The sequence below is a fragment of the Patiriisocius sp. genome (assembly GCF_051252435.1).
Taxonomy (GTDB): Bacteria; Bacteroidota; Bacteroidia; order Flavobacteriales; family Flavobacteriaceae; genus Patiriisocius.
Window position 1 is genome coordinate 200,266 of the sequence record NZ_JBPOFW010000003.1, and the last position, 15,810, is coordinate 216,075.

General features: G+C 35.6%; 14 protein-coding genes. 7 read left to right on the top strand and 7 right to left on the bottom strand.

Annotated elements, in window-relative coordinates; all coding sequences use genetic code 11:
* The first annotated feature begins 24 nt into the window (after window positions 1-24).
* The 7 genes from ACSHW7_RS08380 (at window position 25) to miaA (ending at window position 6,672) form a co-directional block, all read left to right on the top strand.
* On the top strand, window positions 25-912 hold the full coding sequence (locus tag ACSHW7_RS08380) for a 3-hydroxybutyryl-CoA dehydrogenase (protein WP_435678891.1): 888 nt from the start codon (window positions 25-27) through the stop codon (window positions 910-912).
* 74 nt (window positions 913-986) lie between these two features.
* The gene (locus tag ACSHW7_RS08385; protein ID WP_435678892.1) at window positions 987-1,442 is read left to right on the top strand and encodes a hypothetical protein; all 456 of its coding nucleotides are present in this window, start codon (window positions 987-989) and stop codon (window positions 1,440-1,442) included.
* 6 nt (window positions 1,443-1,448) lie between these two features.
* The gene (locus ACSHW7_RS08390) at window positions 1,449-2,687 is read left to right on the top strand and encodes a DUF1015 domain-containing protein (RefSeq protein WP_435678893.1); all 1,239 of its coding nucleotides are present in this window, start codon (window positions 1,449-1,451) and stop codon (window positions 2,685-2,687) included.
* A 111-nt stretch (window positions 2,688-2,798) separates the two neighbouring features.
* Window positions 2,799-3,455 carry a YggS family pyridoxal phosphate-dependent enzyme gene (locus ACSHW7_RS08395; RefSeq protein ID WP_435678894.1) on the top strand — a complete coding sequence of 219 codons (657 nt, stop codon included), beginning with the start codon at window positions 2,799-2,801 and terminating at the stop codon, window positions 3,453-3,455.
* 23 nt (window positions 3,456-3,478) lie between these two features.
* The gene (locus tag ACSHW7_RS08400; protein ID WP_435678895.1) at window positions 3,479-4,861 is read left to right on the top strand and encodes an exonuclease domain-containing protein; all 1,383 of its coding nucleotides are present in this window, start codon (window positions 3,479-3,481) and stop codon (window positions 4,859-4,861) included.
* Between the two features lie 36 nt (window positions 4,862-4,897).
* Complete coding sequence (locus ACSHW7_RS08405; RefSeq protein WP_435678896.1) at window positions 4,898-5,764, top strand: ion transporter; 867 nt, start codon at window positions 4,898-4,900, stop codon at window positions 5,762-5,764.
* Complete coding sequence (miaA, locus tag ACSHW7_RS08410) at window positions 5,761-6,672, top strand: tRNA (adenosine(37)-N6)-dimethylallyltransferase MiaA (protein WP_435678897.1); 912 nt, start codon at window positions 5,761-5,763, stop codon at window positions 6,670-6,672. Before ACSHW7_RS08405 ends, miaA begins: the two co-directional genes overlap by 4 nt.
* Before the next feature lie 33 nt (window positions 6,673-6,705).
* On the opposite strand, the gene ACSHW7_RS08415 is transcribed toward miaA, so the two are convergent.
* The 7 genes from ACSHW7_RS08415 to ACSHW7_RS08445 form a co-directional block, all read right to left on the bottom strand.
* Window positions 6,706-7,422 (bottom strand): response regulator transcription factor, encoded by a 717-nt coding sequence (locus ACSHW7_RS08415; protein ID WP_151894574.1) that lies wholly within the window; start codon window positions 7,420-7,422, stop codon window positions 6,706-6,708.
* Window positions 7,423-7,425: 3 nt separating this feature from the next.
* Window positions 7,426-8,988, bottom strand: coding sequence for a sensor histidine kinase (locus ACSHW7_RS08420; RefSeq protein WP_435678898.1), 1,563 nt, complete (start codon window positions 8,986-8,988; stop codon window positions 7,426-7,428).
* A 50-nt stretch (window positions 8,989-9,038) separates the two neighbouring features.
* The gene (gene coaE, locus ACSHW7_RS08425) at window positions 9,039-9,626 is read right to left on the bottom strand and encodes a dephospho-CoA kinase (RefSeq protein ID WP_435678899.1); all 588 of its coding nucleotides are present in this window, start codon (window positions 9,624-9,626) and stop codon (window positions 9,039-9,041) included.
* Complete coding sequence (locus ACSHW7_RS08430; protein ID WP_435678900.1) at window positions 9,623-10,522, bottom strand: hypothetical protein; 900 nt, start codon at window positions 10,520-10,522, stop codon at window positions 9,623-9,625. The genes coaE and ACSHW7_RS08430 overlap by 4 nt, the downstream gene beginning before the upstream one ends.
* A 51-nt stretch (window positions 10,523-10,573) precedes the next feature.
* A complete protein-coding gene (locus tag ACSHW7_RS08435; protein WP_435678901.1) occupies window positions 10,574-11,575 on the bottom strand; it encodes a glycosyltransferase in 1,002 nt (333 codons plus the stop codon).
* Window positions 11,576-11,645: 70 nt separating this feature from the next.
* On the bottom strand, window positions 11,646-14,798 hold the full coding sequence (locus ACSHW7_RS08440) for a T9SS type A sorting domain-containing protein (protein WP_435678902.1): 3,153 nt from the start codon (window positions 14,796-14,798) through the stop codon (window positions 11,646-11,648).
* 166 nt (window positions 14,799-14,964) lie between these two features.
* Window positions 14,965-15,780 (bottom strand): enoyl-ACP reductase FabI, encoded by an 816-nt coding sequence (locus tag ACSHW7_RS08445; protein ID WP_435678903.1) that lies wholly within the window; start codon window positions 15,778-15,780, stop codon window positions 14,965-14,967.
* Between the last annotated feature and the right edge of the window lie 30 nt (window positions 15,781-15,810).

A 15,810-nucleotide genomic window follows, 5' to 3' on the forward strand; every position in this document is an offset into this window, starting at 1 on the left:
GATTCAAAAATCGGGAGAATGAATATGAAAAACATTGCAGTTATAGGTGCGGGAACAATGGGTAACGGGATTGCTCACACATTTGCACAAAAAGGATATAAAGTTAATTTGATTGATATTTCGCAAGCATCACTTGACAGAGGATTGGACACTGTAGCCAAAAATCTAGACAGAATGGTAGCAAAAGAAAAAATAACCGAAGCTGGCAAAGCCGAAACGTTACAAAACATTTCAACGTTTACAGATATGAAAGCTGGCGTGGAAAAAGCCGATTTAGTCGTAGAAGCTGCCACCGAAAATCTTGACCTTAAATTAAAAATATTTAGAAGTCTTGAAGAATTTTGCCCAGCAGAAACAATTCTTGCGAGTAATACATCGTCAATATCCATTACACAAATTGCTGCAGTTACGTCACGTCCAGAAATGGTGATTGGAATGCATTTTATGAATCCAGTGCCGATTATGAAATTGGTTGAAATCATTAAGGGCTATAGCACCAGTGACAAAACGTACAAAACAGTTGAGGAACTTTCTAAGAAATTAGACAAAGTCCCTGTTGAAGTAAACGACTACCCCGGCTTTGTTGCCAATCGTATTTTGATGCCCATGATCAATGAAGCTATCGAAACGTTATACAATGGTGTTGCAGGCGTAAAGGAAATTGACACAGTAATGATGCTAGGAATGGCACACCCAATGGGCCCACTCGCTTTGGCAGATTTTATAGGACTTGACGTATGTCTTTCTATTTTGAACGTGATGTACGATGGTTTTAAAAACCCAAAATATGCTCCTTGCCCTCTCCTTGTAAATATGGTAATGGCAGGAAAAAAAGGAGCTAAAAGTGGTAAAGGTTTTTATGATTACTCAGAAAACAGAAAAGCAGAAGTTGTTGCTAAGATGTTTATTTGATAGTCTTTAGCTTTACAATTATAGGCGCATAAGTCGTACATTTACCTATAATTATAAACTCTAAAAACCTAATTATGAACAAGTTAAAATTACTACTCGTATTTGCTATAGGATTAATATTTCAGCAATCAATTGCATGTACTTGTGCTGAAGAATCTAATTCTTTGAAAGAAAAAGTTGCCGAGAGTTTTGAAAGAGGCTCTTATATTTTTTCTGGTCTCGTTGTCAACATAGAAAAGGAAAATAATTCTGAAATACGCTCTTCATTTGAAGAAATCAATTACACATTTGAGGTTGTAAAACAATATAAAGGTGTGCCTGATACAAAAACGATTAAGGTAAAATCTTATGCAGATAGTGCGAGCTGTGGTTATGAGTTTACTTTAGGGCAAACATACCTCGTATATGCAAACGGATTAGGAGATAACATCTCAACAACTTTATGCAACAGAAATAATCCAATCGCTGGCGTTGAAAAAAAAGAACTTAAATATTTAAAAAAGTATTATAGAAAACATAAAAAGAAATAACAACATTTGGCAAAAATAATTCCATTTAGAGCAGTACGTCCCACGCGAGATAAGGTAAGTCTTATTGCTGCGAGGTCTTATGACAGCTATAGGCCAGAACAAGTAGAAGCTAGGCTCCGGGACAATCCGTTTTCATTTTTGCACATTGTGAATCCGGGATATAAATATCAGCAAGTAACAAGTGGTGCGCAGCGTTATAAGTTGGTTCGTAATCGATATCAAGAATTTAAAGAGGACGAATATTTCATACAAGATGAAACACCTTGCTTTTATATTTATAAAATTGTCAATCGCGACGGACTCGAATTCAACGGTATTGTTGCCGCGGCGAGCGCGCAGGATTATGAAGATGACATCATTAAAAAACACGAAGACACTTTAGAATATAAAGAGACTATTTTTGTGGAGTATCTCAAAACAGTGGGATTTAATGCTGAACCCGTACTCCTCACCTATCCCGATAATGACACGTTGGAAAAGATTATCTCAAAAGTGATGGAAACAAGAGCTGAGTACGAATTCACTACCACCTACCGCGACACCCACTATTTATGGCCCGTAGCAGATAAAGGTTTGATTTCTGAAATTTCTGCCCTTTTTTCTGAAATGAAAATATTATACATCGCAGATGGCCATCACCGCAGTTCATCATCTTATTTGTTGGCGAAAAAATTAAAAGAAGAAAATAAAAAACACACAGGCGAAGAAGCATATAACTTTTTTATGAGTTATTTAATTCCCGAAAGTGATTTAAAAATCTATGAATTTAACAGACTCATTTCAGATTTAAACGGACTTAAAAAAGAAGAATTTTTAATACAGTTGGACACGATTTTCCGAATTGAAAATAGAGGTCAGGAATATTACAAACCTTCAAAAAAACATCATTTCAGCATGTATCTTGACGGCGATTTTTATTCGTTGTATCTCAGGAAAGATTCGTATAAAATAGACAATGCCCTGGACGCGCTGGACACACACATTTTATACACTACCGTCCTAAAACCCATTTTGGGTATCCACGATGTTCGCAACGACAAACGCATTGATTATGCACATGGAAAAAACGATTTGGCTTTCATAAAAAGTGCTGTTGACAAGGGAGAATTTGCCGTCGGATTTGGATTACTCCCCGTCACAACTTCGGAAATGAGACAGATTGCAGACCAAGGATTAAAAATGCCACCAAAAAGCACCTACATAGAACCAAAACTAAGAAGCGGCGTGACTATTTATGAGTTTTGAGTGAAATAGTTGGTAGTCTTTAAACGGTAGCAAAGTATAAAATTGATTAAAAAAAGAGCGTGCTTTCCCATTAGATTTGGGCAATGTGCGGAACAATAAAACAAAAACTTAATGTCTGAAATTTCAGAAAACATAAAAAAATACAACACTGAATTGCCTGAAGATGTAACGCTTGTTGCAGTTTCAAAAACCAAACCCATTGAAGACTTGATGGAAGCTTATAAAGCTGGACAGAGGGTATTTGGTGAGAATAAGATTCAGGAAATGGAATCGAAATGGGAGCAAATGCCCAAGGATATTGAGTGGCACATGATTGGCCACGTGCAACGTAACAAGGTAAAATATATGGCGCCTTTTGTAAGTTTAATTCATGCCGTGGATAGTTTAAAACTGCTCAAAGAAATCAATAAACAAGCAAAGAAAAACGACCGCACCATTGCGTGTTTACTTCAAATAAAAATTGCCGAAGAGGATAGCAAGTTTGGAATGGAATCTTCCATGGCTTCGGAAATATTAGCTTCGGAAGAATTTAAGAAATTAGAAAATGTTTCGGTCGTAGGACTCATGGGAATGGCTACATTTACAGATGATGAAAGTCAGGTAGCTTCAGAATTTAAAAGATTAAAAACATTTTTTGATAATTTCCGAAGTGAATATCCAGCATTAAAAATATTGAGCATGGGAATGAGCGGCGATTATAAGCTCGCCATTGAAAACGGAAGTACGATGGTGCGTATAGGAAGTTCCATTTTTGGAGAACGAAATTAAAATTTAGATTAGGAGGAATACTATTGGAATACGCAATTTTAGATATAGAAACCACGGGAGGGAAATTTAATGAAGAGGGCATTACCGAAATCGCCATTTATCGTTTTGACGGTACAAAAGTGGTCGACCAATTTGCAAGTTTGATAAACCCAGAGCGGTCCATACAACCTTTTGTGGTCAATCTCACAGGAATCAATAGTGAGATGCTACGCAATGCACCCAAGTTTTATGAAGTTGCAAAACGCATAATTGAAATTACGGATGGTGCTGTTCTTGTTGCACACAACGCCAAATTTGACAACCGTATTTTAACGACAGAGTTTGACAGATTGGGTTACAATTTTGAAAAAGACACGCTGTGTACGGTAGAGTTGGCAAAAAATTTAATTCCAGATATGCCGTCCTATAGTTTAGGTAAATTAGTACGGTCGTTGGGAATACCATTGAGCGATAGACATCGCGCCCAAGGCGATGCAAAGGCTACTGTTGAGTTATTTAAAATGCTCTTGGTAAAAGACACGAATAAAGAAATCGTGAAGCAATTTGTAAAGAAAGACCCCAAGAAACAGATTGACACAAAACTTTTAGACATTATCCAAAAAACCCCTTCTGAAATTGGTGTGTATTATATGCACAATGATGAGGGAGATATCATCTACATAGGCAAGAGTAAAAATATAAAGAAAAGACTAACGCAGCATTTTACCAGCGATAATAGAAAGTCAAAAGCCATGCAACTGGCCGTGAGTGCTGTTACTTTTGAAAAAACGGGAAACGAACTTATTGCACTATTACAAGAAAGTGACGAAATAAAAAAACACAGACCAAAGTACAACCGTGCGTTACGGAAGACGGTATTTAATTATCAGTTGGGGTCTTTTGTGGATGAATTGGGCTATATAAATTTAAAGATTGAAAAGGCAGACGCTCGTAAAAAAGCAATCACTACATTTTCTAATTATCAATCTGCGAAAAACAATCTTGAAAATATTATCAACAAATACAGGCTTTGCCAAAGACTCGGTGGTTTTCATTCTACCACTGGAAGTTGTTTTAACTACGGAATCAAAGAATGCGAAGGGGCTTGTGTTCAAGAAGAGTCTCCAGAGCATTACAATGTACGCGTTCAAGAATTTCTTGATGAATACAGTTATGCTGATAAGCACATGCTCATTATTGATAGAGGGCGTGATATTGAGGAACGTTCTGTAATCTTAATAGAGGATGGAAAGTTTAAAGGTTTTGGTTTTTATAATCTGAATTATCAAATAAACAACCCTGAAATCTTGAAATCTATCATCCGCCCTATGCAAAATAATCGCGACTCACAGCATATTATTCAAACGTATCTAAGAAAAAATAAGGTGATAAAAACTGTAAATTTGAAACCTGACACTGCCAAATAGTATTAACTTGAGTACATTTAACTCTAAATAAATTTTGTGGGTAAAAGAATAAATAACGGTTGGCGTAATAAACTATACACCATCATCTATGAGGCTGACACTCCGTTGGGCAAATTATTTGATGTTGTATTGCTTATACTCATTGTTGTTAGCGTTATTTTTGTGATGGTCGAAAGCGTCAAAGGCCTCCCACCCTATTTATACGATTGGCTATATTATGGCGAGTGGGTAATCACTATCTTTTTCACTTTTGAATATATTGCACGTATCATTACCGTTAAAAAACCGTCGATTTATATTTTTAGTTTTTACGGTATTATAGATTTCCTATCTACAATTCCTTTGTATTTATCGTTCATTTTAGTTGGTTCAAACGTATTATTAGCTGTGCGAGCTTTGCGATTGCTTAGAGTTTTTAGGATTTTAAAAATTACGCGTTACATAGGTGAAGCCAATAAATTAACCAAAGCGTTAAAGGATAGTCGCCCAAAAATACTTGTTTTCTTATTTGCCGTATTAATTATTGCTATCATCGCGGGTACACTCATGTATCTGGTTGAAGGAGAAGAAAGCGGTTTTGTAAGCATTCCCGTTAGCGTTTATTGGTGTATTGTTACCCTAACCACCGTAGGTTTTGGAGACATCGCACCTATTACTCCCTTAGGCCAATTTATCGCTGCAGTTATTATGATTATGGGGTACGGCATTATCGCGGTTCCAACGGGAATAGTGAGTGCCGAATATGTAAAAAGCACAAAGAAAGAGGATTTAAATGATCCAAACTATGTGCATGTAAACACCCAACTTTGTAGAAATTGTGGCGCACAAAAGCACAGAGACGATGCAGATTACTGTCATCGCTGCGGAAATCATTTGCACCCGGAAGATATTACTGAGGAATGAAAAAAAGACCATTATTAGTCTGCGTTGTGGGTGCGACAGCAATAGGTAAAACAGCACTCGCCATTGAGATTGCAAAGGCTTTTTCTACTGAAATTTTAAGTGCCGATTCCAGGCAATTTTATAAAGAAATGAGAATTGGAACAGCAGTTCCTTCTACCGAAGAGCTTAGCGAAGTGCCGCACCATTTCATTCAACATAAAAGTATTTTTGAAACCTATACCGTAGGTGATTTTGAAAGAGAGGCATTGCTCAAACTATCCGAATTATTTAAAGAGCATTCCGTCGTAGTAATGGTAGGAGGCTCAGGTTTGTATGTAGATGCATTGGTGAAAGGTCTTGATACATTTCCGAAGATAAATAAAGAAGTACGAGACGCGCTCAATGCAGAGCTCACAGAGAATGGCCTTAAAAAATTACAAACCGAATTAGAACACGTTGACCCCTCCCAATTTAACTCCATCGATATTCATAATCCTAGACGTGTTATTAGAGCTTTAGAAGTCTACAGAAGCTCTGGAAAACCCTACTCGTCATTTTTAAATCAAAATAAAAATAATAGAGATTTCGATACTATTTTTATCGGTTTAAATGCTGAAAGATCTATAATATATGACCGTATCAATCGCAGGGTAGATTTGATGATTGATGGTGGATTGATTGATGAAGCAAAAAGTCTATTAGAGCATAAAGACTTGAATGCGCTACAAACTGTTGGTTATAGAGAGTTGTTTCAGTTTTTCGACGGAAATTTAACAAAAGAAAAAGCCATTGAAGAAATCAAAAAAAACACGCGCAGATTCGCCAAACGGCAAGGTACTTGGTTTAAAAAAAATCAAGAAATAGAATGGTTTGATTATGAGGTAGATATTTCAGAAGTAATTGCAACAATACATAAAAAAACGCCCTAAAAAGGGCGTTATCTACACTAAATATCTTCGCTTTTAGTTATCTACCTCGCTCTTCACGACGAGACGGAATCCTTCACCATGAATATTGATAATCTCAACATCATCATCAAGGCTCAAATATTTTCTTAGTTTGGCGATATAAACGTCCATACTACGTGATGTAAAATAGTTGTCATCTCTCCAAATTTTGGTAAGTGCCAACTCTCTTGGCATTAAATCGTTTTTATGAAGTGCAAGTAAACGTAATAATTCGTTTTCTTTTGGTGATAATTTTACCGGATCTTCTTTTTTGTAAGACAAGAAACGTAGCTTAGAATTCAAGAAGAAATTACCCACTTCAAATTCAAATTGCTTGCTATCAGCTATTGAATCTGTTGCTTTTCTTTGAATAATTGCTTTAATTTTCATCAATAGCACTTCGCTGTCAAATGGTTTATTTAGGTAATCATCTGCACCTACTTTATAGCCCTTTAATACATCTTCTTTCATTGCTTTTGCAGTTAAGAAAATGATAGGAACTTCTTCGTTTTTTTCTCGTATTTCCTTAGCGAGCGTGAAACCATCTTTGTAAGGCATCATTACATCAAGAATACACAAGTCATAATCGTCTTTCTTGAATTTTTCAAAACCTTCCATACCATTTTTTGCATGCGTGACATTGTAGTCGTTCATAGCAAGGTAATCTTTTAGGACAGTTCCAAAATTGGGATCATCTTCTACTAACAGAATTTTTTTGTTTTCAGTTTCCATATATTATGATATTAAGTGTAATTTAATTATAAATGTGCTTCCTTTTCCTTGATCGCTTTCAACGCTCACTTGGGCGTCGTGGTCATCAAGAATTCTTTTAACGTAAGATAACCCTAATCCGTGACCTTTTACGTTATGAATATCCCCTGTGGGTACTCTATAAAATTTTTCAAATATTTTCTTTACCGCAGATTTTGACATTCCCATTCCTTGATCTCTTATTTTGAGAACTACAAAATTATTAACATTTTCAGTATAAATATCAATCTTTGGTGCATCCTCTGAATATTTCACTGCGTTATCAAGTATATTCACAATCACATTTGTCATGTGCGATTCATTCACAAGAATATTTGTCTGCAACGCCCCTAAATGAGAATTTATATACCCTCCCCTATCTTCAACAATCAATTCAATATGAGATATTGAATCTTCAATCAAATCGTGTAGGTCGTATCGCTCTTTAGGCAAATCAAGCTCATTTTTATCAAGCTTAGATATTCTTAGAACATTTTCAACCTGCTCATGCATTCTCTGATTTTCATCACGTATCATTCTCAAATACTTACTCGTAAACTCTTCACTAGCCTTAACTTTAGGATTGTTTATCGCATCTAAAGCTAAATTAATCGTGGCTATAGGCGTTTTAAACTCATGAGTCATATTATTAATGAAATCATTTTTAATCTGCGAAATCTGTCTCTGCTTAAACAATTGTGAAAGCGCTGAATAAAATGCCACAAAAATAACACCTGTAAAAAGAAGCGATAAAATTGTCATCCCTATTAAAGAACCAAAAATATCTTTTTCCTGCTCGTAAAAATTAACGTAAAGTTGATACCCTACATTTAAATCTTCATTTTCGAAAAGCGAAACCTTAAATGTCGTTTCTGGATTCAAGTCAAAACGCTGTGTTCTTACTTTAGTAGCTAAATCATTACTATAAACTGCAAATTGAAAATCTGAATTTATGCCTCTCAGTGCTAATTCGTCCTTTATAATAGATTTTATGTCGTTAGCAGTAACTCTCCTATGAATAGGGATTTTTGCTGAAATATTTGAAAAAGCATTCTCAAAACGAGCTCTTTCATAAGGCTTTAAGCGACTAAATGTTTCAGTCTTTGCAATTTTATTCTTTACTCCATCAATCCCTTTGGTAACTCTGGTTTTAATTTTTTTAGTAGTAATCTTTTTAAAAAGAATACTATCTACATCGGTATCCAAAAAACTAGATGACAACTTGAAATCTTCTTCGAGAATTCCATCTGAAAATAAATGTGCATCATTCCCCTTTCCGTTTCCTATTCTATAAATTAATTCACTAAAGGTGATACTTTCAGGATTTTCAGATTCTTTCAATAAGTCATTATACAGCTCAAAATATTTTTCTGCTTCACGTAATTCAATCTCATCTGCGGTATCTAAGAGAACTTGGTGCACTGTTGTAACGAATTGACTCTCTTTACTTTTGTAAGAATTAGATATCCAATACCACTGAACGAAAATAATCCCCAGTAATGCCAGGGTCATCAGTGCTATTAGTAAGCCAAAAAGCTTTTTATCCATACCCAAAAGTAAGATTTTAACATTTAGGGACTTAGCTGTTTAACCAAATGTTAACAAAACAAATTAGTAATCTTTTTATGAAGATTGTAAACGAGTTTTTTAGTCATTTCAATATCAATATTTTCAATAACGAAGTTGGCAAGTTTTAGTTTTTTTTCGTCTTCCCATTGGTTTTTCATCCTTTCAAGAACTTGCTCTTTAGCAACACCATCCCTTGCCATGACACGCTGTATGCGTAGTTTTTCTGGCGCAGTTACTAAAATAGTAGCATCACATTTTTTATAACCATCATTTTCAAAAAGCACCGCGGCCTCTTTAATACAATACCTCCCCTTTTGTTTTGAAACCCAGCGCTTAAAATGTGTAGCAACTTTGGGGTGAATGATACCATTCATTTCTGCTAACAAATGAGAGTCATTAAAAATCTTTGAAGCAATATAAGGTTTGTTAGGGCCATCTTTAGTGTAGGCATCATCACCCAGCAATGCAATCACTTTTCGTTTAATGACTTTTGATTTTGCCAATAATTTTTTTGCTTCATCATCAGCAATATAAATGGGCACGCCTAAAGACTTAAACATTTTTACAACGGTAGATTTACCGCTCCCAATCCCACCTGTAAGTCCAATGATTTTCATTTGAATATCAAAAAATCGATTTTTTTTGTCGTAAGAACTGCATCTTTTATTCCCTCAGGAGATTTAACAATCTCAGGAATCATAAAATTTTCATCAGCATTTCGCTTTGCATAATCACAAATCACTTCAAAGTCATTTGCTGAAATATCATTGAAAAGACTAAGCGAAACCGCGAAGTCTATTTCAACTTTATTAGGTATTAATTTTATTGTTTCTGTTGCAGGTGCATTGATTAGTTTAACCGGAAGTGTCACGATTTTTTGGGAAAACTCTTCCACTTTCAATGAATAAATCACCTCTGTATCCACCATTTGGATATCTCTAGAAGGTATTCCAATTAAAGGAATTTTTACTTTCAACGATTTTTCGATTTCATCTCGTTTAAATTCAATGGTAGAAATTTCAGAAATACTATCCAGCAATTTTCTTGGCCCTCTCAACAAAATAGAATCTGGTTTAATTATTGGCTCTCCCACTTCATCAAATCCATTTTTAAAGGTTAGAGAGGTACTAGCGATTACGGGCACTTTTTTGCTATCAACATTAACCAATTTAATTTCAAGTTGATTGACCGACACATTTCGCACAGTTAAATTTTTATTGACTTGATTGGATATCAACCCTGTCAAACTCGCCTTATCAACAATAGATTTGTTTTTCGAACCATTTAAATAAGCAGCGACATCAACACTAATTATTGGCGTTTTCACATTGTAATAAAGCGCCTCAAACCTATTTGCTTGTAATTCAAACGTGAGTGATTTTAGATTGTCTTCGGCAAGTATTTTATTGCTCGGTACATTTACATACGCAATGTTTGCCTCTATCTCAGAAACATCTTTTCTTGAAAATTTTGTGAGTACCCAAAAAATAGTGGATAATAGCAAAAAGAACAAGAATGCCTTAATTTTTGTATTTCTGAAATATGATTTGATATTGCTATAGTTTTATTTGAAAAATAACTGCGGAAATTTTTTTTCTGGATCCCGCTTGAGCCATCCAATATAGTATGTTGAAATTAAAAAACCGCGCCCATACCCAAAAAACTGAACAAACAAAGCACGTATTGTCAATAACCCTATATAAAGACTTTTATTTTTAACTGCTGAATCCATAAATACAATCAAAATATATAATAGCAAAGGTGCTATCAATATATAATGAAATAAAATTAAAGAAATAACTGAAGCAATTACAAAGACTATAAATAAGGTGGGAAACCAGAATGTAAGTTTCGCTGCCTTAGGGTGCCACATATTAAGGATAGGTCTCACCAAACCAAATTTATTTACTTGAGTGTAAAATTTATCCCAAGAAATACGGCGTTTATGGTACACAAATGCATTTGGGATAAATGCAGTTTTAAATCCTAATTTTTTAATTCTTTGTGATAAGTCTGGGTCTTCACCTGGATGAATTTTTGCAAATCCATTAGTCGCTTTAAAAACATCTTTTGAAATTCCCATATTGAAACTTCTGGGTTCAAATTTTTGTACAGCCATTTTACTACCTCTTATTCCTCCTGTCGTAAGGAATGATGTCATTACATAATTAATCGCCTTTTGAAGTGGAGAAAATTCGTTATGTGCGGCGTCCGCACCTCCATAGCAATCAACATAATCGCTATTCAAAAATGAATCTACAACTTGAAGATATTCTTTAGGCACAATACAATCTGAATCTAGAATAATAAAGTAACTACCTTTTGCGATTTGCATTCCTACATTTCTAGAATCTCCCGGTCCTGTATTTTGTTTTTGATGATAATTTATGTTTAAAGAATCTTCAAACGACTTTACAACTTTATGAGAGTCAATGGTGGAACCATCTTCGACAATAACAACTTCAAAAGGTATTTTAGTTGACATTTCAGCAAAACTCATCAATAACTCTTGTATTTCTTGAGGTCTATTGAATACTGGAATTATAAATGAATAGTCACGTTGCATCTCACAAATTTACATAAAAAAACCGCCTCAATATTACTTGAGACGGTCTTTCACTAGGTATGAAAAAAAATTACTGTTTAATCACTTTATAAGTTCCTATTACACCGTCAACTGATACTTTCATTACATAAGTACCTGTTGATAATGAAGAAACATCTAATTGTGAAGATGTTGCTCCCACATTTTGATTAAGAACTGTTTGCCCTAATATATTGTATAGACTTACGCTATCAATTGTATTTTGAGCATTAATGTTCAATTTATCATTTGCTGGGTTAGGATAAAATACAAATCCTTCGATTGCATTCTCATCTGTTCCAAGTAATGTTCCATCAATTACGATGTCTGTTACAGCTCCACTATTAACAACAAATAAGTAATACGCTTGACCTGCAGTAGTGGCAATAGTAGCACTTGTTCCACCAAGACATTGGTTATCAAATTGATCAACATGAACTAGGTCAGTTTCAGAAGCATTCTCATCTGGAGCGCTATAGAAAATTACTGCGCTTGCACCACTTGGAGATGTAATAGAAGCAGTTGCAGTTCCATTACCCGCTGATACGAAGTTATACCAAACTCCAGCTGAACCATTAATTGAACAATCTGCTGGATCACCTGCTTCTAGCGTTGCTGCTGGCATCGCTACTGCTGGGTCCGTGTAAGGGAAACCTATTTCATCAACGTCAATTGAATTTGCAATCATATCGTTTGGTGGAGGCGTTGGCATACACGTTACATCTAAAGTAAAGTTTCCTGTACCAGCTCCAAAACCATGTACTAAAATATAAAATGTAGTAGCTCCATCCGTTGGGAATGTTACTGTAGATTGTAATCCACAATCATCATCATTTCCATCTAAACAAACTAATGCATTACAATCACCTGTGAATACAGATATTTTACTATCAAAGTCAGTTCCATTACATAAAGTAGCCGTAATGTCACCTGAAAGACCACTTGTATCATCAAAAACATACCATACACCTGGTGACGTAATCGTTGTTCCACAGTCTACGCCTGCAACATCATTATCAGGAAGTGCTCCTGTAGTAGTTCCAGTTACTGAATCCCCACATTCAAGAGAGATAGCATTTTCACAAAGGTCATTCTCTACTAAAGATGCGCAAGTAACTGCTAAGCTAAATGCTCCAGAGTTATTTCCAAATCCTTCAATCATGATATAATAGGTAGAAACACCATCAGATTCAAATTCTAATTCTGATTGTAAACCACAACTATCATCATTATTTGCAACCTCAGTAGCTAATGTACAGTCAGTGAAAACTCTAATTAAAGAGTCATACGCTGTTCCGCCATCACATAAAGATAAAGTAACATTTAAAGGAATACCATCTCCAGTATATTTATAGAATTCATCCGGAGCAGCATTTCCACCAGAATCTGTGTCATCACTAGTATCACCAGCAATTACATCACCACATGCCACCTCAATAGCATTTTCACAAAAATCATTAGATGGTACTACAACACCACTACATTCTAAACCAGGTGTTGTCGATGTCTCTCCACCGGCAAGAGTTCCTGTTATAATAACATTTCCGCTACATGAAACTGTATAAGTAGGTGTATTATTACCAAAGGCTCCTTCAGATTCAATGAAAAATTCTAATGGCTCGTTCATTGTATCTACCATTTGAGTGTCATCATAAGCAACAGCACCATAAGGCCCTCCTGATAATATAACAGCTCCTGTATTGTCTCTCAACTCCCATGATACTTCATCTCCAAAAGGAGGTCCTTGTACATTAACTGTCCATTGGTTTAACATACCTCCACCAGTATTTTCTCCAAGAATCGCTACAACTCCAAGTTCGGCACAATCCATATTTACTGACCCAAGTTGTGTTGCTAGACCAGTAGTTGTATCAATGGACGACCATTGATTTGTTCCACCACCTGTATAAACACCAGCATATAGGACACCCGTCTCAGGATCAAAATCTGCATCTTGCGCAAAGTTGATATTAGGAGTAAAGCCAAGAGAGCCAATTAAAGCCGACGAGGCATCCGCTAAATCAATAGAATATAAACTGTCTGACACTAAGTCGAGAGCATAAGCATTACCATCATTGTCAATAGCCAACCAAGCAAATAACTCATCTCCATTCGGTGTCAGTGCATTAGCCACTACTGTTAATTCTCCAGTCGCCAAGTCTACTGTATAAACTGTAGCTGAATTTGGTCCACCTGTAGGTGTATTCATGGTCATGGCATACATAGTAGTATCTGACTCATTCCAACCTAATGCTGTAAGTGCTTCACCATTATTATTAAGTGTTGGACCTACATCAGTACCCATACCGGTTGCTGGGTCGATTGTAATTAAATTTTGCGTTGTATTGTCAAAAGCATACAAAACGTCGTTATTATCAAAATCACCCGCAAAAATTGAATTTGCATTGATACCTGCTGATGCAATTGTATAAGGTCCATCAACACCAAAAGTTCCAAAATCATTAGTACAAGAAGCTCTTAAGTTCAAAACATTTGCTATTGAAGCACCAGCTGGTGGTGGTGGTCCGCCATCAGAAATAACTTCTACATCCCAACCACCATAATCTACAACAGCAGAAGCTCTAAATTCGAAAGTCATACTTCCAGAAGTTCCAACAAAAGAGGCAGAACCATTAGAAGCAATCATATCGGCCAAGGTAATATCACCTTGATTTGCACCCCCTGTAAAATTGTTATATAATTCTGGTCCAGTAGTATCTGTACCATCATAAATAATTAACCAATCAAAAGTAGCAAAAACGCTAAAGTCTAAAAATTGGATTTCAGTTGGCCCATTTAAAGTAGTAGTCGTAATACAACCACAGTTAGGATAATTTCCTGGAGTACCTCCAGTAGAACTTCCTCCTGGCCCACCTGGATCGAAAAAGTGATCCCCAACAGCTAAATTAAATGTTTCAGTCGCTCCTGCAGTTGGAATAAAGTCAGCTAAAACCGACCTATTCGTATTTTTTAGATACGACTTCAGCATTGCTTGTTCTTCTTGATTCAAAAGCGCATCAGAATAATCATGACCACTCTTATCCATACCATCATAAATAGACAGTATTTCTTGAATACTCCTCGAGTTGTTAATGGCCTGCGAGTTTTGATAGGCGGTAATCTCAGCCATCTCGCTAGGAGTTTGTGCATACATCATCCCCATAACGGAAAACAATGCGCACCATAATAATGTAATTTTTTTCATAATAGTTTACAATTAGTTAATAATTTCTTAAATGTATCTAAAATAATACATCCAAAAAATGTTTTTCGATGATTTACATCTTTTAACGACAATTAATGTTCATTGTATAAAAAAACCCCGATAATCTTAATAGACTATCGGGGTTTTTAAGAAATTTAAGATATATCTATTCATTAACAAATGCGCTCATTACTGCATCACTTACGCCCATATTTGAAAAACCGCCGTCATTATATAAATTTTGAAGAGTCACTCTTTTTGTTAAATCGCTAAACATTGCTATGGTGTAATTTGCACAGTCTTCTGCAGTTGCATTTCCCAAAGGACTCATCTTTTCAGCATAGGCTATAAACCCATCAAACCCTTTTACTCCTTGACCGGCAGTCGTAGGTGTGGGTGACTGCGAAATTGTATTCACTCGTACTTTTTTGTCCTTTCCGAAGAAATAACCAAAACTTCTAGCAATTGACTCTAAATAGGCCTTATTATCTGCCATATCATTGTAATCTGGAAAAACACGTTGCGCTGCCATATAGGTCAAGGCTATAATACTTCCCCACTCTGTCATCGCATCTTTGTTATAAAGAACGCTCATGGTTTTATGAAATGAAACGGCTGAAACATCCCAACCTTTATGCGTATAGTCATAATTTTGACTCGTGTAATGGTTTCCTTTTCTTACGTTAACAGACATCCCAATAGAGTGTAAAACGAAATCAATTTTACCTCCTAAAACTTCCATTGCCTTTTCTACTAAATTCTCTAAATCTTCCATTGAGGTAGCATCAGCTGGAATAACTTGTGAACCGGTTTTTTCTGCTAATTCGTTAATTGTCCCCATTCTTAAAGCAATAGGCGCATTTGTCAAAACAAAAGTACCGCCTTCTTCGTGAACACGCTCGGCTGTTTTCCAAGCGATGGATTGAGAATCCAATGCTCCAAAAATAATTCCTCTTTTTCCTTTTAGTAAGTTATATGACATGGTTGATTGATTTTAATTTATGGTAAGGTT